Raw genomic sequence first — 24259 nt, forward strand, 5'->3', positions numbered from 1 at the left:
TCAGTCTTCGTCAACAAGGCGCAGTTTGAGAAGACCTGTCCGGCTCTCGACGCTCGCGTCCGATTGCGGTGCTGGCTTTGCCGTCGCGTCCGGCGCACTGGCAAAATCCATTGCCTCTATTCTGGCGCTGCGCCGATTGAGCTTATCGGTCGAGGTCAGGATCATCTCGACATCTTTCTGGGCGGCCAGGAAATGGCTTTGCAGCTTGCGGGTCCGCTCGTCAAGCCGCCCGAGATCCTCCATGAGATGGATGACCTCGCCCTGGATCAGGTGGGCCTGTTCGCGCATGCGCTGATCCTTCAGCACGGCCTGGATGACCTGGATCGACAGCATCAGCAGGGAGGGTGAAACGATCACCACCCGGAGCTTATGGGCGCGCTGGACAATGCCCTCGAAATTCTCGTGGATCTCCGCAAAGATCGATTCGGATGGCACGAACAGGAAGGCCGTATCCTGCGTCTCGCCGTGCATCAGATATTTCTCGGAAATATCCTTGAGATGCACCTCCATATCGCGTCGAAACTGCTGGCCTGCCAGCTTTTTCTGTTCCGGCGTCGCCCCATCGCGGATGCCGTTCCAGGCTTCGAGCGGAAATTTGGCGTCGATCACCAGCGGCGGCTGACCGTTCGGCATCCGGATGGTGCAATCGGGCCTTGATCCGTTGGAGAGCGTATCCTGAAAGGCATAAGCGCCCATCGGCAAGCCATCGGCAATGATGGTTTCCATTCGTGCCTGACCGAAGGCGCCGCGTGTCTGCTTGTTGGACAGAATGGCCTGCAATCCGACCACATCCTTTGCCAGGGACTGGATGTTGTTCTGCGCGGCATCGATCACCGCCAGCCGTTCCTGCAGGATGCGCAGATTGTCATGGGTGGATTTCGTCTGTTCGGTAATCGTACTTCCCAAGCGATGGGTCATGCCGTCCAGTCGCTCGTTGATACTGCGGTTGAATTCAGATTGTCGGGCGCCGAACAGATCCGCCATGGTGGCAAGCCGACCCTGCATTTCGGCTTGCGCCTGCATGAGCGCCTCCAAACGGCGATCCTCGCTCGCCTGCCGCTCGGCGGCAATCGCGGCTTCGAGGTCGAAATCTTCCTTTTGGCGAAGTTTTAAACGCAGACGCAGCCAGAGAGCAGCGAGCACAACCACGGCCAGGATCAGCGCCAAGGCACCGAAACTGAACTGGTTTTCACCATAGGCGAGTGCGGGCCTGCTGAGGGCGGAAAGCAATTGGTTCATAGGCGCAATCTAGCAGGTTTGTCACCGAAGACCAGATCAAATCATGAACAAAATCTGCGATGCCGGCCAGTTTTTCGGAAAGGGCATCGGCAGGAATTCTATCAAATATTTCGAAAAGCGAAATGACTGGAGGTGCGAGGCCTTCATTGAAGAGACTGAGCAAGCCTTCCCGAGCGCGTTAACGCCAATGGTTTCGTCTGTTCCAGATGCCCCGAGGGAGGGTAGGGCTGCCAGCCATCGCCCATCTTGCCGTACCCATTTCATTCCCTCGATTCGCCGGGTGCGCAGCTGCATGGCCAAGCATTCTCCAAGGTCGTTTCAACCCACGTGAATTCGCGGTTGAATTTAAAATATGGAAATAAAATCAAACGAATAGAAAAGCCGTAAGCCTCGCACAAGTTTTTATAGACATCAATTCGCTACGACAACAATTATACAGAAAGACCGTTATATGTCTCTTGCATCTGCAATGAACTCATCGGTATCGGGGCTGACGGCGCAGTCCAATAAACTCACCTCCATCGGGGATAATATTTCCAATACGAGCACGACCGGCTACAAAGGCACGGAGACTGCTTTTTCGAGTTTGGTGAATGGCGGAACGACTTCGACGACCACCCAAACAGTGTCCCAGTCGGGCGATCTGGAATCGACCTCGTCGGAGACGGATCTGGCGATCGACGGTGACGGATATTTCGTTGTCCAGAACGATGAGGGTGATGTTTTCCTGACCCGTCAAGGCGACTTCGAAATCGACGAGGATGGTTACCTTGTGAACTCATCCGGTTACACGTTGCTGGGCTATTCCTATGACAATGGCGAACCGGCTTCTGTCATCAATGGTTTCGACGGTCTTGAACCGGTGAAAATTGACACCAGCGAGGTCACGGCAGCGGCCACGACCACCGGCGAAGTCAGCGGCAATCTGGAAAGCGATGAAGAAGTCGTTTCTGGGGATACGCCGTCTTCGAACTCGGCGGATGCCACCTACACGGCGAAGTCTTCGATCGTCACTTATGACGAGCAGGGTGCCTCCACCCAATACGACATCTATTTCACCAAGACCGATGACGATGAGTGGGAGGTTTCGATCTACCGCAATGACGAGGCTAATGACGATGATGACGGAACCAGCTTCCCCTATGATAATGGTGAGCTTGGCTCGACAACATTGACCTTCGATAGCACAGGGGAGTTGGAAGACGGCAGCACGAGCACCCTGTCCTTCACCGATTCCGAGACAGGCCTTACGATTGATCTGGATTTTTCGGATATCACCCAGACGGCCACCTCCACCAGCATAGAGGGTAGCGCAAACGGCAGTGCTGCCAGCAGCTCGTCCGACTACACGATCGGCAGCGATGGCGTTATCAGCACCGTCTCTTCCGACGGAACCACGACAGATACCTACAAGATTGCTCTGGCTACCGTCGCCAGCCCTGACAACCTTGAGGAAGTCGATGGCACTGCCTATCAGGTGGATGCAGATTCCGGTACCGTCGTCGTCGGCTTTGCTGGCACAGGCAGCTTCGGCACCATCGAATCCAGCACACTGGAAAGCTCAAACGTCGACCTGGCATCGGAACTTTCGGACATGATCGCCGCCCAGCGCGCCTATAGCGCCAACTCCAAGGTGTTCCAGACGGCAGCCGACATGCTCGACACCGTGATCAACATGGTCCGGTAACGGATCGCAGATCTATCGGCTGTCATCTCTTCGGACTCATGGAAAGATTATGCAGCAGATATAAAGCGTTACAGCGCCGTCGCCCTATATGGCGCACGACGCTGCAAGGGGAGCAAAGGAGAGGCCCATTCCTTCACCAGCGCGCCACGCTTGAACGTCACCGCTCATTCCGGTGACGTTTCCCGAAAAACCTGCCGTGTGCCCGCACGGCAGGTTTTTCGTTTTCTCCATATCGGTCGTACCGTGGATCACGCGGTTTCAGCCGTTTCGATTTCATACCGCCGGGCGATAATATCCCAGGCCTCGTCAGCGGTTTCGACAAAGCTCAATAGCTTGACATCGTCGGGTGCAATCGTTCCGAACTCTGCCAGGCTGTCGAAATCAATAATCCTGTGCCAGAATTCCCGACCGAACAGGATGAGCGGGATTGGCGCCATGCGCTTGGTCTGGATCAGCGTCACCGCCTCGAACATTTCATCCAGCGTGCCGAAGCCGCCGGGAAAGACGACGATTGCCTTGGCCCGCATCAGGAAATGCATCTTGCGGATGGCGAAATAGTGGAAGTTGAAGGACAGGTCCGGCGTCACGAACGCATTGGGAGCCTGCTCATGTGGCAACACGATATTCAAGCCGATTGATGGCGCGCCAACGTCGGCGGCACCGCGATTTCCCGCTTCCATCACGCCTGGCCCGCCGCCGGTGACGATCACATATTCCTGATAGTTGAACCGTGCCGCATATTGGCTGCATTGCCGGGCAAAGGCGCGGGCCTCGTCATAAAATACTGATGCGGCTTCGAGATTGCGCCGCTGTATGTCGTTGCGCGCCGCCCAGGCGGATTGGCCGGGTGCCGGAATGCGCGCACCGCCGAACATCACCACGGTGGATTTGATGCCCCGTTCGGAGAGCACCATTTCGGTTTTCAGCAATTCCAGCTGCAAACGCACGGGGCGCAATTCTTCCCGGCACAGGAAATCTTCATCGGCATAGGCCAGACGATAGGATGGCGACAAGGTTTGCGGCGTTTGCGGCACGATCCGGGCATTCTGCCGGTCCGTCTGGTTGTCCTTCAGCGGCGCCCAGCTGCCATCCGTCTTTCGCCGTTTTCCATTGCGCATCTTCGCCATCTTCGAACCTTTCATCTCTTGCCGAACCGCTGCATGATCCCGTCAATCGAGTGGGATTTATGACGGCGGAGGCGCTTTCTGCCGACGGACTTCTCGCATCCGCGCTGTGATCAAAGCTACGGCATTGCCTTGGAAAACATGCGTCTGAGAGGACGCTGAACGGTTCCCAAGGGCAAGCCAATGCGCTAGAGAAAATTACCAGTTTATCAACGCAGGACCGATGGCATCGGGACTTGACGTTAGCCAATGAAGTTTAAGGAATCCTCATGAGTGCCATGGACCTCTCCTCTTTGCAGACTGTCATCGATACTGCATTCGACAATCGCGACACCATTACCCTCTCGACCAAGGGCGAAGTGCGCGATGCTGTCGAGCAATCGCTTGCCCTGCTCGACCAGGGAAAGGTGCGGGTTGCCACCCGTGGAGAGGATGGTCAATGGACCGTGCATCAATGGCTGAAAAAGGCTGTGCTGCTTTCCTTCCGCCTCAATGACATGGAAGTCGTCAAGGGCGGGCCGGGGGCTTCGACCTGGTGGGACAAGGTGCCGTCCAAATTCGAAGGCTGGGGTGAAAACCAGTTCCGGGCCGCCGGTTTCCGTGCCGTGCCCAATGCGGTCGTGCGTCACTCGGCTTTCATTGCCCCCAATGCCATTCTGATGCCGTCCTTTGTCAATCTCGGCGCTTATGTCGGCGAGGGCACCATGGTCGATACCTGGGCGACGGTAGGGTCCTGCGCCCAGATTGGCCGTCATGTGCATCTGTCGGGCGGCGTCGGCATTGGTGGCGTGCTGGAACCGATGCAAGCCGGGCCGACCATTATCGAGGACAATTGCTTCATCGGTGCGCGCTCCGAAGTCGTGGAAGGCTGCATCATTCGTGAAGGTGCGGTGCTCGGCATGGGCGTCTATATCGGCAAATCCACCAGGATCATCGACCGCGCCACCGGCGAGGTGATGTATGGTGAAGTGCCGCCTTATTCCGTGGTCGTCGCAGGCGCGATGCCATCGCCCAATACCATGCCGAACGGCTTGCCAGCGCCTAGCCTCTATTGCGCCGTCATCGTCAAACGCGTCGATGCCCAGACCCGCTCCAAGACCGGTATCAACGAGCTGCTGCGGGACTGATCTGCGGCTGACTTTCCGGGCAGGAACACGGCGATCCTTGGCCGTTCCTGCCCCTTTCAGTCGCGATTGCGTCCGCCCTTTCCCCTTGCCTCGTTCTCAAGATCGATATGTCAAAGCATCCAGCCAATTCATCCGCCACCGATCCCGTTGAAAATCTCCAGACCCTGATCCGCTGCCCCTCCGTGACGCCTGCCGAGGGCGGGGCGCTGTCGGCGCTGGCCGCCATGCTGGAGCCGTTGGGCTTTACCGTGGAACGGATGGTGGCGCGCGAAGACGGCACGCCTGATGTCGAGAACCTCTATGCCCGGTTGGGGACGGAGGGGCCGCATCTGATGTTTGCCGGGCATACCGATGTCGTGCCTGTCGGCAATGAGGCGGACTGGACCTATCCGCCGTTTTCCGCCGAGATCGCCGGAGGCGAGCTATATGGGCGTGGTGCGGTCGACATGAAGGGTGGCATCGCCTGCTTTGTCGCAGCCATTGCCCGCCATATCGAAAGCCATGGTGCGCCGAAAGGCTCGATCTCCTTCCTGATAACAGGGGATGAGGAAGGGCCCTCAATCAACGGCACCACCAAATTGCTGGAATGGGCCGCCGCCAAGGGCGAGCGCTGGGATGCCTGCCTGGTGGGTGAGCCGACCAATCCAGATCAGCTTGGCGATATGATCAAGATTGGCCGACGCGGTTCGCTGTCAGGCGAGATCGTCGTCAAGGGCGTCCAGGGCCATGCCGCCTATCCGCATCTGGCCGACAATCCGGTGCGAGGCGTGATCAAGCTTGCGGAAGCGCTGATGCATCCGGCCTTCGATGCGGGTACCGAGAATTTCCAGCCTTCCAATCTGGAAGTGACGACGATTGATGTCGGCAATGCTGCTACCAATGTCATTGCGGCCCGTGCCAGCGCCAAATTCAACATTCGCTTCAACGATACTTGGACCGCCGAGACGCTCAGGGCCGACATCATTGCCCGCCTGGATGCGGCCAGCGCCGACCCGCTGCTGCGACCGGGCCGCCCGCCGATTGCCTATGAGCTTGTCTGGGCCGACCGGCCAAGCCAGGTGTTCCTGACCCGCAACAATGCGTTGATCTCCTCCTTGAGTGCGGCCATTGAAAAAATGACCGGCAGAACGCCAGCCCTGTCGACAACAGGTGGCACGTCTGACGCCCGCTTCATCAAGGATTACTGCCCGGTGGTGGAATTCGGCCTTGTCGGCCAGACCATGCATATGGTCGATGAGCGGGTCGCCGTCCCGGACCTGGAGGCGTTGACCGGCATATATGGCGCCTTCATCAGCAGTTGGTTTGCCCATGCCGGGGCTTAAGGAGGTTGAAATCTACCTGACCGGGATCTGGCTGTTGCTGAAGGGCGACCGCCAGGGGTTCAGCTATCTCGATCTGTCCGACCGGGGCGTCAACCGCTCCTTCTGGTCCATCGCCTGGTCCTTGCCGGCCATGATATTTTCCTGGGTGTTCTGGTACAGGGCATTGCTGGAGGATATCCCGGTCTATCAGCAAATGCGGACCCTGTTTTTCCTGCGCATGTCGATGATCGATCTGGCTAGCTGGATGCTGCCGCTGATTTTGGTTGGCTTCATCTGCCGCTTCTTCTCGATTGACGACCGCTTCAACGCCCTGGTGGTGACATCCAACTGGCTGGCGCTGCCGATTGCCTATGCCAATGCGCTGCTGATCGCCATATCCGTCCTGATGCCGGGGCTCGGGCAGGTGGTGATCTTGCTCTGGCTATTGCTCTTGCTTGGCTTGGTCGGCGGCGTGTTCCGGTTGACATCGGCGGTACTGGATGGCCAGACTTTGTTGGTCTCGACCATCACCGTGGTCATGCTGGTGCCGACGACGCTGCTGTCGGAGTTCCTGGAACGCTATCTGGACGTCGCACCGCTCTAAAAAGCGGTTTTGGATTGCCGCGGCACTTGCTTGCGTTGTTCAGCGCTTGACCGATCGCCCTGCGCCGGACACGAAAATTTTTATTCCGACCTGCAAGACCCATGATAGTTTGCACTCACAATGGGGATTCTGTGATGATCAAACGCCGGACACTGGTTGCCGCTGCAGCCGCCTGCCTCGCTATGCCTGGTTTGCTGAGGGCCAAGGAGCTCGGTCCGCAGGAGATTTTCTTCGATAAGGATATTCCCGTGCTGGGAAATCCAAAGGGTGATGTCACCATTGCCGAATTCTTCGATTATCAATGCGGCTACTGTAAAACCTATCACCCTATTGTCAGCAAAGTGGTGAGGGACGACGGTCATGTGCGGCTGGTGATGAAGGATTGGCCGGTCTTTGGTCCGGCCTCAGTCGTCGCGGCCCAAGCTGTTCTTTCCATTCCCGACCTCGGCCAGTACAAAGCGGCCCAAGATGCCCTGCTGGATATGAAGGGCGGATTGACGCCCGATAGCGTTTCCCAGGCGCTTGAAAGTGTTGGTGTCAACATGACTGCCGTCAAGGCTGCCGCCAACAAGAACAGCGACAAGATTTCTCGCCTGCTCGACCGCAACTGGCTCCAGGCGCAAGCGCTGAGTTTTCGCGGCACGCCATCCTTCGTGATCGGCACGACGCTCTATCCCGGCGCGCTCGATGAAAAAGCGTTGAAGGAGGCGATTGCCAAGGCGAGGGCTGCATAAGTTTGGTGATAGCTCCTCTGACGCTTGCCCCCCGTTCCTTTCTGGCCTCACTGTTTGCTGCCGCCGTTGCCGCGGCCGATCCGCTGAATGGTATCCGAACCCATTTGCCCGCAAGGCCGAAAGGCCGCACTGTGGTGGTTGGTGCCGGCAAAGGCGCTGCCCAGATGGCCGCTGCACTTGAAACGCTATGGGATGGCCCGCTGGAAGGCGTTATCGTCACCCGATACGGTTATGGCTGCCCGCTTGCCCGGCTGGAACTGCTGGAAGCGGCGCATCCGGTGCCCGATGCCAATGGCCTCGCTGCGGCTGAACGGCTGAAGCGCGCCATTGCTCCGCTTGGCCCGGATGATCTGGTGATTGCCCTGATCTGCGGCGGCGGCTCGGCACTGCTGCCCGCTCCTCCGACAGGTATGACGTTGGAAGACGAGATCTACCTTAACAGGCAATTGCTGGCCTGCGGTGCGCCGATCAGCGCGATGAACGTGGTGCGCAAACATCTGTCAACGATCAAGGGTGGAAGACTGGCGGCCTTAACCAGAGCGCCGGTCATCAGCCTGATCGTTTCCGATATTCCCGGCGACAACCCGGCGCATGTTGCCTCTGGCCCGACCGTGCCGGATGCCTCAACCCGTCATCAGGCGCTGGAGATTGTTCGTACCTATGGTTTGCGCCTGCCGCAGACGGCATTGGATCACCTGAATTCTCCAGCCGCCGATGCGCCTCATCCAGATGATCCAGCCTTTGCGCGCGACCGGCATCATATCATCGCATCAGCCAGCGTCTCCCTTGAGGCAGCAGCGCTTGCCGCAGAAGCAGCTGGCGTGCGCGCTGCAATCCTGTCCGACAGTATCGAGGGGGAGGCGCGCGATGTGGCTGGCGTTCATGCCGCGCTGGCCCGTGAAATCGCGGCCAAGGACCGGCCATTTCCCAAGCCGGTCGTATTGCTGTCCGGTGGCGAAACCACGGTCACCATGAAAAGCCAAGGAGTGCAACCCACAGGGCGCGGTGGGCGCAACGGCGCTTTCGCGCTCGCCATGGCGCTGGGTATTGCTGGTCACGATATTGAGGCTGGTCACGGTATCGAGGTACTGGCCGCCGACACCGATGGCATTGATGGCACGGAAAACAATGCCGGTGCCTTTGTCGATGGCACCAGCATTATCAGGTTGAAACAACTGGGGTTGGATGGTGCGGCCCTGCTGGACGCCCATGACAGCTACAGCGCCTTTGAAGCGCTGGGCGACCTGTTTGAAACCGGCCCGACTGGCACCAATGTCAATGATTTCAGGGCAATCCTGATCCTTTGAGCGCTCGCAAGTTATGCGGGCGTCACTTCATCAGCCTCGTATTTATAGGTGGTCGAGCAGAATTCGCAGGTCACGGAAATTTCGCCTTCTTCTTCGCTGGCGGCGATTTCTTCGGCGGTGAAGCCCTTGAGCACGCCCTTGATCTTGTCACGCGAGCAACTGCACCGGTCATGGACGGCCTGCGGTTCATAAACCCGGACGCCGCGCTCATGAAAAAGCCGGAACAGCAGCCGTTCGGTGCCGATCTGGGGATCGGTCAACTCGTCGCCATCGATGGTTTCCACCAGCATCCGGGCTTCCGCCCAATTGTCATCATCCGGACCGTCATAGTTGTTATCGTCGCCATCGCCGCCCGGCAGGTCGCCCTGATGCATGCGCTCAGGGGCTTCCGGCAGGAATTGCGCGATCAGCCCACCAGCGCGCCAGCTGTGGCGCGGCTTGCCGGAACTATCTCGATCAAACAGCTCGGCCACGGCCAGCCGCACCCGCGTCGGGATCTGCTCCGACTGGCGAAAATAGAAACCGGCAATGTCTTCCAGCGAGGAGCCATCCAGCGGCACGATGCCCTGATAGGGCTGCATGTAATTGCCCTGATCGATGGTAAAGGCCAGGATGCCCGCGCCGAGCAGGTCGGTCGGTGTCGATTTGCCGTCCGCCAGTGCCTGCGCCAATCGCTCTTCGTCAAAGCGGGCATAGGCGCGGACATTTTCTGGCGTGGCAAAATCACAGACCAGCAAATCGACCGGGCCATCGCTCTTGGTCTGCACGATGAACTTGCCTTCGAATTTCAGCGAGGTGCCGATCAGCACCGTCAGTGCAATCGCCTCGGCCAGCAGGCGGGCAACAGCCGGTGGATAGTCGTGCCGATCCAGGATCGTGTTGAGCAAAGGCCCAAGCTGGACCGCGCGGCCCCGCACATCCAGACCATCGACCTGGAAGGGCACGACCCGGTCATCGCCGGCAAAGCCGAACTCGCCCAACGCGCTCAATTTGTCTGTCATGGCACAACTCCTGGCACGAATGCATCCCTGGATGAATGCAGGGCAACGCCATGCATCTACCGCACGGCGCTGCAATCTAAAATGACTGCATGACGATTATTTGGTCAAGGTAGGTTCACAGCGACCTGTCCGAACCGAGGAAAAGCCCATGCCTCGAAACAAGACGGACAAATGGTATCTTACCGCTTCAAGATCAAGCGGTAAAATTGCGCATCAGCCATGCTCTCGCAATCTCGCGGGGCAGCGCATCCTGCAACCCCGCTATTTAAGGCTTTCAACAGCCTGAAACCGTCAAACCGCGCCAAAGCACCAGGCGAGAATGGACTTCTGGGCATGCAGCCGGTTTTCCGCCTCGTCGAACACGACCGATTGTGGCCCGTCGATCACTTCATCGGTCACTTCTTCCCCGCGATGAGCGGGTAAGCAGTGCATGAACAATGCATCGGGCTTTGCCTGCTTCATCAGGGCGGGATTGACCTGGAAGGGCTGGAATACGTTATGGCCGCGTGCCTTGTGCTCCAGGTTCATCGATACCCAGGTATCGGTGATCACGGCATCGGCACCGGTCACGGCCCGGTCGGCATCGTGGCACAGCATGATCTCGCCGCCATTGTTGCGCGCCCAGTTGAGGATCTGGTCTTCCGGCTCAGAGCCCATTGGCACTGCCATGTTCATCCGGTAGCCGAAGCGGGCAGCCCCTTCGACCAGCGAATGCAGGACATTGTTGCCATCACCCGTCCAGGCCAGCGTCTTGCCCCGGATCGGGCCGCGATGTTCCTCGATGGTCATGATGTCAGCCATGATCTGGCAGGGATGGGTGAGGTCAGTCAACGCATTGATCACCGGAACAGTGGCGTGCTCGGCCAGTTCCAGCAAGCGGTTGTGATCGGTGGTGCGGATCATGATCGCGTCGACATAGCGTGACAGAACCTTGGCCGTATCGCCAATCGTCTCGGCGCGGCCAAGCTGCATTTCCGTGCCGGACAAAAACAGCGTTTCGCCGCCCAGTTGGCGCATGCCGACATCGAAGGAGACGCGGGTGCGGGTCGATGGCTTTTCGAAGATCATCGCCAGCATCTTGCCGGCCAGCGGCTTATCCGCTGTTCCGGCCCGGGTCCTGGTCTTGCGCTGATGGGCGTCGGACAGAATAGAGTGAAGGTCCTCGGACGTCATGGCCGAGAGATCGAGGAAGTGTTTCGGGGATGCCATGGTGTTACCTGTCGTTCATGCCTGAGCGATTTTGAGGGCGGCCTGCGCGGACAAGGCCTCGGCGGCCTGTTCGATGCGCTTGAGGCCTTCTCGGGCCTGTTCGGCAGTCAGCGTCAGAGGCGGAAGCAGGCGGATGACGTTATCACCAGCCGGAACGCCCAGGATATGCTCTTGGCGCATTGCATGCAGCAGGTCCGAAGACGGCACCGCGGCCTTGATGCCGAGCATCAGGCCTTCGCCGCGTACGTCTTCGATCACGCCTGGAAAACGGTCTTTCAGACCGGCCAGACCCTGGCGGAAGACCAGCGCCACATCCCGGACATTTTGCAGGAAGTCATCGGCCAAAACCAGATCGAGAACGGCATTGCCGACCGCCATGGCCAGCGGATTACCGCCATAGGTGGTGCCATGCACGCCAGCCGTCATACCGGACGCAGCCTCTTCTGTGGCAAGGCAGGCACCGAACGGGAAACCGCCGCCGATACCCTTGGCCACCGCCATGATATCGGGGGTGAGGCCAGCCCATTCATGGGCGAAAAACTTGCCCGTCCGGCCAACGCCCGACTGCACTTCGTCGAGAATGAGCAGCAGGCCCTTTTCGTCGCAGATTGCCCGCAATTCACGCAGGAACTCGGTCCCAACGACGCGGATACCGCCTTCGCCCTGGATCGGTTCGATCAGCAACGCAGCCGTGCTGTCGGTGATCGCCGCCTTCAAGGCGTCGAGGTCGCCGAACGGCACCTGGTCGAAGCCGGGCGCCTTGGGGCCGAAGCCTTCAAGATATTTTTCCTGGCCGCCCGCCGCGATGGTGGCGATGGTGCGGCCATGAAAGGCACCCTCGAACGTGATGATATGGAATTTTTCCGGATGGCCCTTGCTATAGTGATAGCGGCGAGCCGTCTTGATGGCGCATTCCAGCGCTTCTGCACCGGAGTTGGTGAAGAATACCTTGTCGGCAAATGTCGCCTCGACCAGCCTTGCGGCCAGGCGTTCCTGGCCGGGAACTTCGTAAAGGTTCGAAAGATGCCAGACTTTCTCCGCCTGGCTTTTCAACGCCTCGACGAGATGCGGATGCGAATGGCCGCAGGACGTCACGGCGACGCCGCCGGCAAAGTCGAGATATTGCTCGCCTGTTTCGGTATAAAGCCACGGGCCCTCGCCTCGCTCGAAACGCAGCGGCGCACGTGAAAACGTGTTGAACAGCGGCGTTGATGTCTGAGCCATGACGGAAAATCCTTTCGAGCGGCTTTTTGAAGTCTGAACGATGTTGCATGCCAACCACCGAAAAACCGGTGGAAAAATCAAAAATGCCGCCTTTCGGCGGCATTTGCACTATTCCGGCTTCCGCCAGCGTTGTCAACAAAACATAGGGGCAAAGGTATTGCAACCGGATCGTACCGAGATGTTCTTGGAAACCCTCTTGATGAGATCGCATCGATAAAAAATCGGTGGATAGCAAGTTGGGGAAAAGCCTGAAATTCGATTCACGATGATTCGGCGACTCTTGTCACGGAGTCAGGCTCACACTAGGTTAATGACGAATTACTACACTGCATGCGGCGGAAACAGTCACCGACAACACGAGGAAAGTTGGGTTCCGGAACCTTCTGGGACATGGATGATGGATTCCGCGTCAAGCGCGTGCACCAGGCGGAGATTGCGGCATGAACTGGACGGACGAGCGAGTTGAAAGACTCACGAAATTATGGGCCGAAGGCCTGAGCGCAAGTCAGATTGCGACACAGCTTGGCGGCGTCAGCCGGAATGCCGTGATTGGCAAGGTGCATCGGTTGTGCCTTCCGGGCCGCGCCAAGGCAGGCGGTCCTACTGCCACGCCAGCGCGCACACCCAAGCGGCCAGCACCGTCCACGCCCCGCGCACCGAACTTTGCCGCACGCACGCCTTCGAGCGCGCCGCGTCCAGCCGCGCGCACTGCGGCGGCGACCGCGCTGAACGACGATCTCGACATGGATGTCACCGAGAACATGGCTGTCCTGCCGGTTCTCAACACCACCATCCTGCCAGCCTCGCGCCGTCTGTCGCTGACTGATCTCACCGAGCGGACCTGCAAATGGCCGGTTGGCGACCCGATGACCGATGAGTTTCACTTCTGCGGCTGTGACAGCCAGGATAACTCGCCCTATTGCAAATATCACGCGAAGCTCGCCTACCAGCCGGTAAACGAGCGGCGCAGGGCTGCTGCGAACGCGCGCTGATTTCTACCCGTTGATCTCTGATCGCATGTCATAAAAAAGCGAGCCGCCCGGCTCGCTTTTTTCGTTCCACTGGGTTTTCGGCCAAAAAACCGTGCAACTAAGCTTATGCTTCCATCGAATAGCCAGCACCGCGCACCGTGCGGATCACGTCCTGCATGTTGGAAAAGTTGAGCGCCTTGCGCAGCCGTCCGACATGGACATCCACCGTGCGCTCGTCCACGTAAATGTCATGGCCCCAGACGCCATCCAGCAGTTGAGAGCGCGAAAACACCCGACCGGGTGAGGTCATCAGGAATTCCAGCAGCCGGAATTCGGTCGGCCCGAGGCGTACTTCGCGGCTCTTGCGATGGACACGGTGGGTTTCGCGATCAAGCTCGATATCGCCGCACCGCAGCAGGCTGGAGAGAACTTCCGGCTTGGCGCGGCGCAGCATAGCCTTGACACGGGCCATCAGTTCCGGCGTCGAGAAAGGCTTGACGACATAATCGTCGGCACCGGTGGCAAGTCCACGCACCCGCTCGCTCTCTTCGCCGCGCGCCGTCAGCATGATGATCGGCAGGCGCTCGGTATCGGGCCGCATCCGCAGGCGACGACATAGCTCTATGCCGGAAACACCCGGCAACATCCAATCGAGGATCAGCAGATCCGGTACCCGTTCCTGCAGGCGAAGCTCGGCTTCGTCTCCCCGCAGAATGGTTTCGACCTCATAGCCTTCAGATTCCAGATTATAACGCAAAAGGACGCTCAGGGCTTCTTCGTCTTCAACGACGGCAATTTTCGGCAGCATTCGATCCCATACCTTCAATGAGAGAGTCTTCCCGCAAGCCTTTCCTTGTCCGCTCTGGCGAAAAAGAACATGGCAATACGAGAATTTCGATGTTTACAGCATGTTTGCGCTTTATGATGGCGCTCTACTGTGACTGGAAGGCTGGCCTGTCGCCACAGGTCGAACCTTCGGGTGAAGCCCCCACCCCATTTGGCGTCAGACGCTGAGCTGTCCGATGCCAATCTCCGTCATGGTTTCATACCGGCAGCCATAGACCATGGCTCCTGGTATGCTTTTCTCTGATATCTCAAGATCTTGACACCTTGAGATATCAGCATGTCAGTCAACGCGAGGATGAGTCACTATCCTCGCACTGTCATCTCAATCGGCGACCCCGAAAGCGGTCGTCGTATCGTCCTTCGGGCGCTCGCCTTCGGGCTGTGCGCCAGTGGCCATGTAATAGATGGTCTCGGCGATATTGGTGGCATGGTCGCCGATACGCTCGATATTCTTGGCGCAGAACAGCAGGTGCGTGCAGGTGGTGATGTTGCGCGGATCTTCCATCATATAGGTCAGCAATTCGCGAAACAGCGAGGTGTAGATCGCATCGATCTCCTCATCGCGGTCGCGGATCGACTTGGCCTTTTCCGCCGAGCGGGTGGTATAGACATCCAAGACTTCCTTGAGCTGGGTCATCGCCAGTTCCGAAAGATGCTCAATGCCACGGGCCAGCTTGCGCGGCACGCCAGTGCCCTGCACCGCCATCACCCGCTTGGCATTGTTTTTGCCGAGATCGCCGACACGCTCCAGATCCGAAGCGATCCTGAGCGCACCGATGATTTCGCGCAGATCGGCGGCCATGGGCTGACGTTTTGCAATGGTGACAATTGCCTTGTCACCCACTTCACGCTCGGCATTGTCCATGATCACGTCGTCGGAGATCACCTTCTGGGCGAGGGCGGCATCGGAATTGACCAGGGCGCGAACGGATTCACCCACCATTTGCTCGGCCAGACCACCCATTTCCGAAATGCGGCGCATCAGATATTTCAGTTCCTCGTCAAAGGCGGTGTAGATATGCGCTGTCATGTTCTGATCCTTTAAAAAGATGCATTTTCAATCAACCGTCGGATCAGCCGAACCGGCCCATGATATAGTCCTGGGTCCGCTGGTCGTCCGGGTTGGTGAACATCTTGTCGGTATCGTTTTCCTCGACCAGCTGGCCGAGATGGAACATCGCCGTGCGTTGGGACACGCGGGCGGCCTGCTGCATCGAATGCGTGACGATGACGATGGTGAAATTGGCCCGCAATTCGTGGATCAGCTCTTCCACCTTGGCCGTTGCAATCGGGTCCAGGGCCGAGCAGGGCTCGTCCATCAGGATGACTTCGGGGCTGACGGCAATGGCGCGGGCAATGCACAGACGCTGCTGCTGTCCGCCGGACAGGCCCGTTCCCGGCTCCTGAAGGCGATCCTTTGCTTCGTTCCAAAGACCGGCGCGCTGAAGGCTCTTTTCAACGATCTGGTCCATGTCCGCCTTGTTGCGGGCCAGACCATGGATGCGCGGGCCGTAGGCAATGTTTTCGTAGATCGACTTGGGGAAAGGGTTCGGCTTCTGGAACACCATGCCGACCCGGGCGCGAAGTTCCACCACGTCGATGGACGGATCGTAGATATCCATATTATCGAGAGTGATGAGGCCGGTGACCCGGCAATGATCGATGGTGTCGTTCATGCGGTTCAATGTCCGCAAGAAAGTAGACTTGCCGCAACCCGAAGGACCGATCAGCGCCGTGACGGTATTTTCGCGGACATTCAGGTTTACGTCGAACAGGGCGCGCTTTTCGCCGTAGTAAACGGACACATCCTTGCCGACCATCTTGGTGTTCACTTCGGTCATCTTCTGATCCAAGGCCTTTTCAACTGCTGCTTCAGACATCATGTTCATGTTCTTAACCCTCCGGCCTGTCTTTTCGCAATCGCTTGACGTAGGCCCGATGAACTTTCCTGGACGTCATCGCCCAGGACCATGCTTCGGCTGGTTTCTACCACCGCCGCTCAAACCGCCGGCGCAGCAGAATGGCACCGACATTCATGATCAGCAGGAAGATCAGCAGAATGATGATGGCGCCGGACGTCCGTTCCACGAATGCGCGTTCAGCTTCATTGGCCCACATATAGATCTGCACCGGCAGCGCTGTCGACGGATCGAGCGGCGTGCCCGGATAATCCGCCACGAAAGCCACCATGCCGATCAGAAGCAGCGGCGCGGTTTCGCCCAGCGCATGGGCAAGGCCGATAATCGTGCCGGTCAACACGCCAGGCATGGCCAGAGGCAACACGTGGTGGAAAACCGTCTGCATCTTGGACGCGCCCAGACCCAGTGCCGCAGCGCGGATCGACGGAGGCACGGCTTTCAAGGCTGCGCGGGTGGCGATGATGATCGTTGGCAAGGTCATCAAGGTCAGCACCAGGCCACCGACCAGCGAGGCCGAGCGCGGCAGACCGGCAAAGTTGATGAACACCGCCAGGCCCAGCAGGCCAAAGACGATTGAGGGAACGGCTGCGAGATTGTTGATATTGACCTCGATCAGGTCGGTCCAACGGTTCTTCGGGGCAAATTCCTCAAGATAGATCGAGGTTGCCACGCCGATCGGCAGAGCCAGGATCAACACGGTCAGCATCATATAGGCAGTACCGATCAAGGCCACGCCAACGCCTGCGGCTTCCGGGCGGCTGGATGCGCCGTTGACGAAAATACCGGTATTGAAGGACTTGGCCAACGCGCCGCTTTCAGCCAGCGCATTCATCCAGCCGATCTGCTGGTCGGAAATCTTTCGGCTGCTTTCATCGACCGTCAGGTCGAATTGTCCTTTGAAGGCCGTGTCGACCGTGGCACTGGCCAGGACCGAGACCGGAACCGTCTTGCCGACAAGCGATGGATCAGCAACGACCATGTTGCGCAATTGGACGCGGACATTGTCGGACACCATCTCGGTCAATTGCTTCATGGCCGGACGGTTCGAGGTGTCGATCTTCAATTTTGCAGCAAGCGCGTTGCGCACCAGAACCGGATAATTGGCCGCAACCAACACGTCCGGGTTGGTGGCGCGCTGGTTGCTGGGGTCGATCAGCTTCTCGCTGAATTCAACCGGCACGGTGATCGTTGTCTGCAAAAACGCCGTATAGCCTTTGGAAACCACGGAAGTGAGCAGCAGCAGCAAGAACAGCAAACCGAAGCTGATGGCGACAATGCCATAGGCCCGGAAACGGCGCTCGGCGGCATAGCGACGCTTGATGCCGATGTCCCGGCGAGGACGCGATACAGGGGCAAGGGTGCCAGCGCCGTGGCCTGCCGCAGCGGGGGAGAGGGTCTCGCTCATTCGTACTGCTCCCGGTATTTGCGCACGATGTAAAGCGCATAGATATTAAGGCAAAGCGTGATGGCAAACAGGGTAATACCCAGCGCGAAGGCCACCAGCGTTTGCGGCGAGGTGAATTCAAGGTCGCCGGTCAATTGGTTGACGATCTTGACGGTGACCGTTGTCATCGGCTCGAAAGGATTAAGCTGGATACGTGCTGCAACGCCTGCGGCCAGCACCACGATCATGGTTTCGCCGATGGCGCGTGAGGCGGTCATCAACAGCGCACCGACAATACCCGGAAGCGCTGCAGGCAGGATCACCCGCTTGACGGTTTCAGACCGTGTGGCGCCCAGGCCGAGCGAACCATCCCGAAGCGAGCGCGGCACGGCGGTGATGATGTCGTCTGACAAGGAGGAGACGTATGGGATCAACATGATCCCCATGACGAAGCCTGCCGTCAGAACGCTTTGGGCCTGAATGAAGCTGGCGAAATCACCGGTGGCGATGCCGTTGATCTTGGCGGATATGTCACGCAGGAACGGACCGACCGAGGTCAGCGCGAAGAAGCCGTAGACGATGGTCGGAATGCCCGCCAGAACTTCCAGCAGCGGCTTGGTGATGGCCCGCAGCCGTGGCGAGGCATATTCGGCCATGTAGATGGCTGCGAACAGGCCGACGGGTACGGCAAACAACATGGCGACCACGCCGATATAGAGTGTGCCGAGCAGAAGCGGGATCAATCCGAACTGGCCGCCGGTATCGGTGGCGCCCGCGGCGGCAAATCGTGGGTCCCAGACCGTGCCGAAGAAGAACCGCCAGGCCGATACCTCGCGGAAGAAGTGGGTTGCTTCCGTCAGCATCGACATGATGATGCCGACTGTGGTCAAAATTGCGATGGAGGAGCAGATCACCAGAGCGGCCTGAATGGCCTGTTCAACCCGGTTGCGGGCGCGAAAACGCGGGGCGATCAACCGAAGTCCGAACAAGGCACCGGCCAGTGAGGTGGCGATTACCACGACGGTGAGCGCCATGTCATTGACGGCGCGCATGCTGTTCAAGGCCTCGGCGGCTACAATCATGTAGGGCTCAGGCTCACCGGCCAGCGGCACGCCCTGTTCGGCCAGCATGGTGCGGGCGGTCGTGGCATCGGCGCTTTTCAGCTTGGCCAATTGCTCGTCGTCAAGGCTCTTCAGGCCGCGCGCGATTGCACCGATCGTGCCATAATTGAGGTTCTGGGTGGCTCCGGCCTGCGCCTTGACCGTATCGGGCATCGCCTCGCGTACCCGGGTTTCGATCAGCGACGGCGCAATCGCCATCCAGAGACCAAGCACCAGGAAGGCAGGCACAACCGCCAGAATGGAAACGAAACTGCCATGATAGCCATAGCGGGAATGCAGGGCGGATGCGCGGCCTTGCGCGAGCGACTGCGCCCGTGACGAGCCCAGCAGGTAGCCGATGATCCCGATAGCAATGACGATAAAAATTAGGATTGACGTACTCATTCTACCATCCCCGGCCTCTCCACGCCCTGCCGCCAAGGGCTGGGCCGCATGTTACGTCATCAATAAACATCAACCGCAACATCATGATGAGGCTGGCGCGGACACTGTCCGCGCCAGCCTCAAAGTCTTACTTGCCAGCGGTGAACTTGGCGCGGAACTCTTCACGCTCCTTGTCGGGAGCTGGAACCAGGCCGTAATTGGCCAGCGGGCCGTCAGGGCCGATCATCTGCTCGGACAGGAAGAAGTCGACATATTCCTTCATGCCAGGAATAACGCCGAGATGGGCCTTCTTGACGTAGAAGAACAGCGGACGCGAAACCGGGTACTTGCCGGTGGCAACCGTTTCAACCGAAGGCTTGACGCCGGAAACGGTGGCGACCTTCAGCTTGTCGGCGTTGTTTTCATAGAAGGACAGGCCAAACACGCCAATGGCGGTCTTGTTGGCAGCGATGCGGGCCAGCGTTTCGCTGTAATCGCCATCGATATCGACAGCCTTGCCATCCTTGCGCACGGCGATGCACTTCTTTGCAGCGGCCTTGTCATCGTTCAAAGCAGCCTTGATCGCGTCCAGCGATTTGGTGTCCTTGCAGCCTTGCGTCATGATCTTCTCTTCGAAGACTTCGCGCGTGCCGTGCTTTTCGCCCGGAATGAACGCCATGATATCGGTGTCCGGCAGGTCCTTGTTGACTTCCGACCACTTCTTGTAGGGGTTGGCAACGAGCTTGCCGTCAACCACGACTTCCGCAGCCAGACCCTTGTAAAGGTCGGTCGGGACCAGAGCGAGGTCCTTGTTGGAGCTGTCGACGGCGAAAACGATGCCGTCATAGCCGAACTTGACTTCCTGGATGTCGGTCACGCCAGCTGCCTTACAGGCTTCGGCTTCAGCCTTGTTGATCGGACGCGAAGCATTGGCGATATCGATGGTTTCCGGACCAACGCCCTTGCAGAATTCCTTCAGGCCAGCGCCGGTACCGCCGGATTCGACGACCGGGGTCTTGAACTTGGTAAAGGTCTCGCCAAAGGTTTCAGCAACGATCTTGGCATAAGGAAGAACGGTGGAGGAACCAGCGATCTGGACCTGATCACGCGCAGCGGCGGCGCCAGCAAAGGCGACTGAGGCGACCAGAGCCGCTACGGACAGTTTCAGCATATTCATTTATCTCTCCCGAGAATGAGCTTTCGTGTGGGATGCAAGCGTCTGTCGCTTACAATCGCCGTGCTCCGGCGGCTTGTTCTTAAGCCCCGACAGGCTCTGCTTTTATGTCAATTAGGTGAAACATTTGTGACAGTTCAACTGCTTGATATATCTATATAAATATTCCGGGAGTTAACAAGAGACGCGAAATCTGTCAAAATCGGACGGTAAAATCGGTCCCCTGGCCCAGTTCCGAGCGGATGATCAGCCGTGCCCGGTGGCGGGTCAGGATATGCTTGACGATGGCAAGCCCCAATCCGGTCCCTTTTTTTGAGCGGCTATCGGCAACACTGACACGATAAAAGCGCTCCGTCAGGCGCGGTACATCTTCGGCAGGCACGCCTGGCCCCTTGTCCACCACGCTGACTTCCACGCCGCTCGCCTTCTGGCGCAGAAAGACATCCACCTGCTTGCCTTCCTGGCCATATTTGCAGGCATTTTCGATCAGGTTTTCGAACACCTGGATCAGTTCGTCGCGGTCGCCGGTGACCTCGATGCTCTCCTGTGGCAGATGCAGGCGCAGATCCACATCCAGCTCCGCGGCAAGGGGGGTCAGGCTGTCACGCACATGGCTCAGAACGGGCTGTAGCGCCACTTTCTGGTCGGGCGCCAGATGGGCTTTCAGCTCCAGCCGGGACAGGGACAGCAGATCGTCCACCAGCCGGCTCATCCGGTTGGCCTGATCCAGCATGATGCCCAGAAAACGCTCCTGCGCCTTCAGGTCGTTGCGGGCTGGGCCCAGCAGGGTCTCGATGAAACCGCGCAAGGAGGCAAGCGGCGTGCGCAGTTCGTGGCTGGCATTGGCGACGAAATCAGAACGCATTCTGTCAATGCGGCGCAGTTCCGAAATATCGCGAAACGTCATGACGAAAAGGGCTGAATCCCTCTTCAGCTGCGGCAGGGACAGGGGCGCGACCCGCACCGCGAAGACCCGCTCGGAGGGCAGCACCTCGGAATGTTCAATCTGGTTGGGCAAACCATTGCCAACGGTCTCGCGCACCATGTCGAGAATGCCGGGCGACCGCCAGCGGGCGGAAATATGCATGCCGGTTTCCAGTTTGCCAAAGGCCTTTTCGGCGGCGCCGTTCTGGAAGACGACGCCTCCATCCGAGCCGAAAACCACGCAGGGCAGGTCGATGGCCGCGATTGTCGCCTGCACAAGCCCCTCGACTTCCTCGCCATGCGGCAAGACGGGCGAGGGCGCCATGGGCAAATGCACTGGCGGATCTTTGTCTTCGGTGCCTTTATAGAGCAGGATGACGATCAGCGAAAACAGCAGCAAGACGACGCCGAACTCGCTATCGGCACCGGCCAGCACTGCTGAGCCGGAGACGAGGATTGTCATTAGGATAAAATCCCAACGGTCGCGCAATCGCTCGCCAAAGCGCCGCCAGGATGGAAATAACTGCTTCAATGAAAACCTCCGGCGGCGGTTTGGGTGGGCTGGAGAGATAGCCTATTCCTGTTGCATGACAGGATTTTACCGCCTACGCACGAACGAATGTCAACGCACGGGCGGGAACGAAGCGTCGCACTCCCACGTTTCGAACAGGTTGTTGAAGAATTTGACAGTTTCATGGTCAATATACTCAAATCAGACAGTGCGGCGACAGGGAGAATGGAATGGATGACGAGCAGCAGGCAGGCAGCCGCGGCGTAACTTTGCGGATCAGGGGTGAATTGCGCGCCTTTGATATCGACGATCCGGCTCTGCCGGACTGGGTTGAAAAGGAAGCGCTGAGCTCTGGCGGTCATCCCTATGACAAGAAGTTGAAACGAGAGGTCTATGAGGAGGAGTTGAAGAAACTTCAGATCGAACTGGTCAAGGTACAATTCTGGCTACAATCGACCCGCAAACGGGTGATGGCCCTGTTCGAGGGGCGGGATGCGGCTGGCAAGGGCGGCACCATTCATTCTATTCTCGAATATATGAATCCCCGCTCGGTCCACAACGTCGCCTTGACCAAGCCGTCAGAAACTGAACTCGGTCAATGGTATTTTCAACGCTATATCACCCATTTTCCCGGCGGAGGCGACATGTCGCTGTTCGATAGATCCTGGTATAATCGCGCTGTGGTCGAGCCGGTCATGGGCTTTTGCACGCCCGACCAATACGAACACTTCCTGGAACAGGCGCCACGGTTTGAAAAACTGATCCGGCAGGAGGGTATTTATTTCTTCAAATTCTGGCTCGATATCGGTCAGGAAATGCAGATCAAACGCTTTCACGACCGCCGTCACGATCCGTTGAAGGTCTGGAAACTATCGCCCATGGACATCGCCGCCCTGGATAAATGGGGCGACTATACCGAAAAACGCGACCGGATGCTGAAGGAAACCCATACCAAGCATGCCCCCTGGGTTGTGGCCAAGGCCAATGACAAGCGCCGCGCCCATCTCAATGTCATAAGGCACATGCTGCTTTCCCTTGACTATGAGGGTCGCGACATAAAGGCGATCGGCGAGATCGACAAAAAGATCGTTGCCGAGGCGCCGGATATGCTCTGACGGCGGACGGTGTCCGCAAGGTATTTCTCAAGCAGATATTCAGCAGATTTGGCTTGCGGCAGTATCTTTTCAAATTTCGTTCGAGAAAAAGATACTGTCGCAGCGATCACTTGCCGGGAAGAACACGCACAGCGTAAAGATTGATGCCGTTGCCCTGGCCGCTGATATCGGCATTGATCAGAAGCTGCCCAGGCGCATTGGGGGCGATGCCATTTGGCAGGTTCACCCGAAACAGCAGGTCGGCTTTTTCGGGATTGGCTGTGAAGCGGTGACGGGCGCAGTCGCCCAGACGATCGAATGCACAGCTCAGCGAAAACTGAACCGGCTTTTCACCAAAGGACTGCACCGTCAGGGCGATGGTCGAGGTTCCTCCAGCCATTTGCCGCAACAGATCCGGTGAAATCTCGATTGCGGCCGTCCCATCCATGTCGGTGCTGCGTGAAACGATATGGACAGCCTGGCCATCACTGGCGCCAATCAAATCCACCGTGGCGTTTGGCCGCGCCTTGATTTTGGATGCATCGCCGGGTTGGAAGGCCTCTATCCAATCATTGGAAAATCCACGTTGCGGATCGATGGTCTTTGGCTCGTTTGCCGCTTCGCCGCCGGATTGATCGGTGGGCTGGTCGCCGTTGAAGTCTTCCGACGACACAGTCGGCGTCGGGGATGGCGCGCCCGTCTGCCGCTGGTCAGGAGACAGCAACAGGCCGGTGGAATAGACCCACCAGGCCGCAATGCCGATGGAAGACAGGAGGGTGACGGAAATCAGCAGGCGCGACAGCACGCCCCGGCGGCGGCGTGGCTTTGCAACGGGCTCCGCCCGCATGCCATGGACAGGCTCTTCGTCATACTCGTCTTCCGCGTTGCCTTGCTCTGCGACCTCTGGCCGGGCCGAAAACGAAGCAAAACTCGCCATGCCCGCCGGATCAGCCCGGTCATGCCGTTCGGCTCGTACATCATCGAGGTCAAGGCTTGGTTCGGCAGGCCGCCCGTGATCCCGGTCGACGCCGAAGGACAGCGAGGCTGAATCATCGCCCGGAGCCTTCGCATCGGCTGAGACCGATGGCCCTCTTGGCGGCGTTGATGTCGAGAGAGGTGGCGACATGGGTGGTGGAACCGGAGCGCGTGACACAGGCTCAACTGCGGCTTCGGCTTTCAGCCGTGCCCGCTCCTGCTGCTCGATCGCATGAATGGTCGCTTCCAGACGGTGCCGCTGCTCGGCCACGGTCTCCGGATCGTTGACATTCTGCTTCTTGAGACCTGCTTCCAGAGCCTGGCGCGCAGACTGGTAAATTCTGGCCCGAACTTCAGCCCGCGATCGCTCCGACCGGTCGAGGGCGCTTCTGATGGCCGTTTCCAATCCGCTCACGCGAG

Annotated in this window: 22 protein-coding genes; 8 read left to right on the plus strand and 14 right to left on the minus strand. The window is 58.6% G+C overall.

Annotated elements, in window-relative coordinates; genetic code table 11:
* Together G6L01_RS00305 and G6L01_RS00310 are read right to left on the minus strand one after the other, a co-directional pair.
* Complete coding sequence (locus tag G6L01_RS00305; protein WP_234892001.1) at window positions 1-1239, minus strand: DNA recombination protein RmuC; 1239 nt, start codon at window positions 1237-1239, stop codon at window positions 1-3.
* A gap of 36 nt (window positions 1240-1275) precedes the next feature.
* Entirely contained in the window at window positions 1276-1533 is a 258-nt protein-coding gene (locus tag G6L01_RS00310; protein WP_070163687.1) for a hypothetical protein, read from the minus strand.
* A gap of 157 nt (window positions 1534-1690) precedes the next feature.
* Here G6L01_RS00310 and G6L01_RS00315 point away from each other — a divergent pair, with 157 nt between their 5' ends.
* Window positions 1691-2926 carry a flagellar hook protein FlgE gene (locus G6L01_RS00315; RefSeq protein ID WP_070163686.1) on the plus strand — a complete coding sequence of 412 codons (1236 nt, stop codon included), beginning with the start codon at window positions 1691-1693 and terminating at the stop codon, window positions 2924-2926.
* A 248-nt stretch (window positions 2927-3174) separates the two neighbouring features.
* On the opposite strand, the gene G6L01_RS00320 is transcribed toward G6L01_RS00315, so the two are convergent.
* Window positions 3175-4053: an LOG family protein gene (locus tag G6L01_RS00320; RefSeq protein WP_070164030.1), complete on the minus strand. Its 879-nt coding sequence runs from the start codon at window positions 4051-4053 to the stop codon at window positions 3175-3177.
* Window positions 4054-4319: 266 nt separating this feature from the next.
* Here G6L01_RS00320 and dapD point away from each other — a divergent pair, with 266 nt between their 5' ends.
* The 5 genes from dapD to G6L01_RS00345 all read left to right on the plus strand — a co-directional run bounded on the left by dapD (window position 4320) and on the right by G6L01_RS00345 (window position 9123).
* Window positions 4320-5177: a 2,3,4,5-tetrahydropyridine-2,6-dicarboxylate N-succinyltransferase gene (dapD, locus tag G6L01_RS00325; RefSeq protein WP_070163685.1), complete on the plus strand. Its 858-nt coding sequence runs from the start codon at window positions 4320-4322 to the stop codon at window positions 5175-5177.
* A 107-nt stretch (window positions 5178-5284) separates the two neighbouring features.
* Window positions 5285-6499, plus strand: a complete 1215-nt coding sequence (gene dapE, locus G6L01_RS00330) for a succinyl-diaminopimelate desuccinylase (protein ID WP_070163684.1) — start codon at window positions 5285-5287, stop codon at window positions 6497-6499.
* On the plus strand, window positions 6486-7082 hold the full coding sequence (locus G6L01_RS00335; protein ID WP_070163683.1) for a hypothetical protein: 597 nt from the start codon (window positions 6486-6488) through the stop codon (window positions 7080-7082). Before dapE ends, G6L01_RS00335 begins: the two co-directional genes overlap by 14 nt.
* Window positions 7083-7216: 134 nt before the next feature.
* Window positions 7217-7816 carry a DsbA family protein gene (locus tag G6L01_RS00340; RefSeq protein WP_070163682.1) on the plus strand — a complete coding sequence of 200 codons (600 nt, stop codon included), beginning with the start codon at window positions 7217-7219 and terminating at the stop codon, window positions 7814-7816.
* Between the two features lie 8 nt (window positions 7817-7824).
* Window positions 7825-9123, plus strand: a complete 1299-nt coding sequence (locus G6L01_RS00345) for a glycerate kinase type-2 family protein (RefSeq protein ID WP_420359828.1) — start codon at window positions 7825-7827, stop codon at window positions 9121-9123.
* 11 nt (window positions 9124-9134) lie between these two features.
* Here G6L01_RS00345 and G6L01_RS00350 read toward each other — a convergent pair whose 3' ends face one another.
* The 3 genes from G6L01_RS00350 to G6L01_RS00360 all read right to left on the minus strand — a co-directional run bounded on the left by G6L01_RS00350 (window position 9135) and on the right by G6L01_RS00360 (window position 12557).
* A complete protein-coding gene (locus tag G6L01_RS00350) occupies window positions 9135-10124 on the minus strand; it encodes an Hsp33 family molecular chaperone (protein ID WP_070163681.1) in 990 nt (329 codons plus the stop codon).
* A gap of 291 nt (window positions 10125-10415) precedes the next feature.
* Window positions 10416-11333, minus strand: a complete 918-nt coding sequence (gene argF, locus G6L01_RS00355; RefSeq protein WP_070163680.1) for an ornithine carbamoyltransferase — start codon at window positions 11331-11333, stop codon at window positions 10416-10418.
* A gap of 15 nt (window positions 11334-11348) precedes the next feature.
* Window positions 11349-12557 (minus strand): aspartate aminotransferase family protein, encoded by a 1209-nt coding sequence (locus G6L01_RS00360; RefSeq protein ID WP_070163679.1) that lies wholly within the window; start codon window positions 12555-12557, stop codon window positions 11349-11351.
* Between the two features lie 440 nt (window positions 12558-12997).
* Here G6L01_RS00360 and G6L01_RS00365 point away from each other — a divergent pair, with 440 nt between their 5' ends.
* Window positions 12998-13549: a GcrA family cell cycle regulator gene (locus G6L01_RS00365; protein WP_070163678.1), complete on the plus strand. Its 552-nt coding sequence runs from the start codon at window positions 12998-13000 to the stop codon at window positions 13547-13549.
* A 103-nt stretch (window positions 13550-13652) separates the two neighbouring features.
* Here the strand turns inward: G6L01_RS00365 and phoB are convergent, their stop codons facing one another.
* The 7 genes from phoB to phoR all read right to left on the minus strand — a co-directional run bounded on the left by phoB (window position 13653) and on the right by phoR (window position 21722).
* Complete coding sequence (phoB, locus tag G6L01_RS00370) at window positions 13653-14336, minus strand: phosphate regulon transcriptional regulator PhoB (protein WP_015914768.1); 684 nt, start codon at window positions 14334-14336, stop codon at window positions 13653-13655.
* Between the two features lie 360 nt (window positions 14337-14696).
* Window positions 14697-15404 (minus strand): phosphate signaling complex protein PhoU, encoded by a 708-nt coding sequence (gene phoU / locus G6L01_RS00375; RefSeq protein ID WP_015914769.1) that lies wholly within the window; start codon window positions 15402-15404, stop codon window positions 14697-14699.
* 43 nt (window positions 15405-15447) lie between these two features.
* Window positions 15448-16263: a phosphate ABC transporter ATP-binding protein PstB gene (gene pstB, locus G6L01_RS00380; protein ID WP_060719604.1), complete on the minus strand. Its 816-nt coding sequence runs from the start codon at window positions 16261-16263 to the stop codon at window positions 15448-15450.
* 97 nt (window positions 16264-16360) lie between these two features.
* Window positions 16361-17698: a phosphate ABC transporter permease PstA gene (gene pstA, locus G6L01_RS00385; RefSeq protein WP_071205958.1), complete on the minus strand. Its 1338-nt coding sequence runs from the start codon at window positions 17696-17698 to the stop codon at window positions 16361-16363.
* Window positions 17695-19182, minus strand: a complete 1488-nt coding sequence (gene pstC / locus G6L01_RS00390) for a phosphate ABC transporter permease subunit PstC (RefSeq protein WP_070163676.1) — start codon at window positions 19180-19182, stop codon at window positions 17695-17697. The genes pstA and pstC overlap by 4 nt, the downstream gene beginning before the upstream one ends.
* A gap of 127 nt (window positions 19183-19309) precedes the next feature.
* A complete protein-coding gene (locus G6L01_RS00395; protein WP_070163675.1) occupies window positions 19310-20338 on the minus strand; it encodes a substrate-binding domain-containing protein in 1029 nt (342 codons plus the stop codon).
* Window positions 20339-20531: 193 nt separating this feature from the next.
* A complete protein-coding gene (phoR, locus tag G6L01_RS00400) occupies window positions 20532-21722 on the minus strand; it encodes a phosphate regulon sensor histidine kinase PhoR (RefSeq protein WP_070163674.1) in 1191 nt (396 codons plus the stop codon).
* 278 nt (window positions 21723-22000) lie between these two features.
* Between phoR and ppk2 the strand changes: the two genes are divergently transcribed.
* Complete coding sequence (gene ppk2 / locus G6L01_RS00405) at window positions 22001-22885, plus strand: polyphosphate kinase 2 (RefSeq protein ID WP_070163673.1); 885 nt, start codon at window positions 22001-22003, stop codon at window positions 22883-22885.
* Window positions 22886-22991: 106 nt separating this feature from the next.
* On the opposite strand, the gene G6L01_RS00410 is transcribed toward ppk2, so the two are convergent.
* Window positions 22992-24254 (minus strand): hypothetical protein, encoded by a 1263-nt coding sequence (locus tag G6L01_RS00410; protein ID WP_070163672.1) that lies wholly within the window; start codon window positions 24252-24254, stop codon window positions 22992-22994.
* Window positions 24255-24259: the final 5 nt, after the last annotated feature.

The organism is Agrobacterium vitis (genome assembly GCF_013337045.2).
Lineage (GTDB): Bacteria > Pseudomonadota > Alphaproteobacteria > Rhizobiales > Rhizobiaceae > Allorhizobium > Allorhizobium vitis_B.

Bases quoted from the DNA above. Each gene is read 5' to 3' on its own strand.
- dapD (WP_070163685.1), top strand. From the start codon at position 4,320: ATGAGTGCCATGGACCTCTCCTCTTTGCAGACTGTCATCGATACTGCA.
- G6L01_RS00360 (WP_070163679.1), bottom strand. From the start codon at position 12,557: ATGGCTCAGACATCAACGCCGCTGTTCAACACGTTTTCACGTGCGCCG.
- G6L01_RS00335 (WP_070163683.1), top strand. From the start codon at position 6,486: ATGCCGGGGCTTAAGGAGGTTGAAATCTACCTGACCGGGATCTGGCTG.
- G6L01_RS00350 (WP_070163681.1), bottom strand. From the start codon at position 10,124: ATGACAGACAAATTGAGCGCGTTGGGCGAGTTCGGCTTTGCCGGCGAT.
- argF (WP_070163680.1), bottom strand. From the start codon at position 11,333: ATGGCATCCCCGAAACACTTCCTCGATCTCTCGGCCATGACGTCCGAG.
- G6L01_RS00395 (WP_070163675.1), bottom strand. From the start codon at position 20,338: ATGAATATGCTGAAACTGTCCGTAGCGGCTCTGGTCGCCTCAGTCGCC.
- G6L01_RS00310 (WP_070163687.1), bottom strand. From the start codon at position 1,533: ATGCAGCTGCGCACCCGGCGAATCGAGGGAATGAAATGGGTACGGCAA.
- G6L01_RS00320 (WP_070164030.1), bottom strand. From the start codon at position 4,053: ATGGCGAAGATGCGCAATGGAAAACGGCGAAAGACGGATGGCAGCTGG.
- pstC (WP_070163676.1), bottom strand. From the start codon at position 19,182: ATGAGTACGTCAATCCTAATTTTTATCGTCATTGCTATCGGGATCATC.
- phoR (WP_070163674.1), bottom strand. From the start codon at position 21,722: ATGACAATCCTCGTCTCCGGCTCAGCAGTGCTGGCCGGTGCCGATAGC.
- dapE (WP_070163684.1), top strand. From the start codon at position 5,285: ATGTCAAAGCATCCAGCCAATTCATCCGCCACCGATCCCGTTGAAAAT.
- G6L01_RS00340 (WP_070163682.1), top strand. From the start codon at position 7,217: ATGATCAAACGCCGGACACTGGTTGCCGCTGCAGCCGCCTGCCTCGCT.
- G6L01_RS00305 (WP_234892001.1), bottom strand. From the start codon at position 1,239: ATGAACCAATTGCTTTCCGCCCTCAGCAGGCCCGCACTCGCCTATGGT.
- pstA (WP_071205958.1), bottom strand. From the start codon at position 17,698: ATGAGCGAGACCCTCTCCCCCGCTGCGGCAGGCCACGGCGCTGGCACC.
- G6L01_RS00315 (WP_070163686.1), top strand. From the start codon at position 1,691: ATGTCTCTTGCATCTGCAATGAACTCATCGGTATCGGGGCTGACGGCG.
- phoU (WP_015914769.1), bottom strand. From the start codon at position 15,404: ATGACAGCGCATATCTACACCGCCTTTGACGAGGAACTGAAATATCTG.
- G6L01_RS00365 (WP_070163678.1), top strand. From the start codon at position 12,998: ATGAACTGGACGGACGAGCGAGTTGAAAGACTCACGAAATTATGGGCC.
- ppk2 (WP_070163673.1), top strand. From the start codon at position 22,001: ATGGATGACGAGCAGCAGGCAGGCAGCCGCGGCGTAACTTTGCGGATC.
- pstB (WP_060719604.1), bottom strand. From the start codon at position 16,263: ATGAACATGATGTCTGAAGCAGCAGTTGAAAAGGCCTTGGATCAGAAG.
- phoB (WP_015914768.1), bottom strand. From the start codon at position 14,336: ATGCTGCCGAAAATTGCCGTCGTTGAAGACGAAGAAGCCCTGAGCGTC.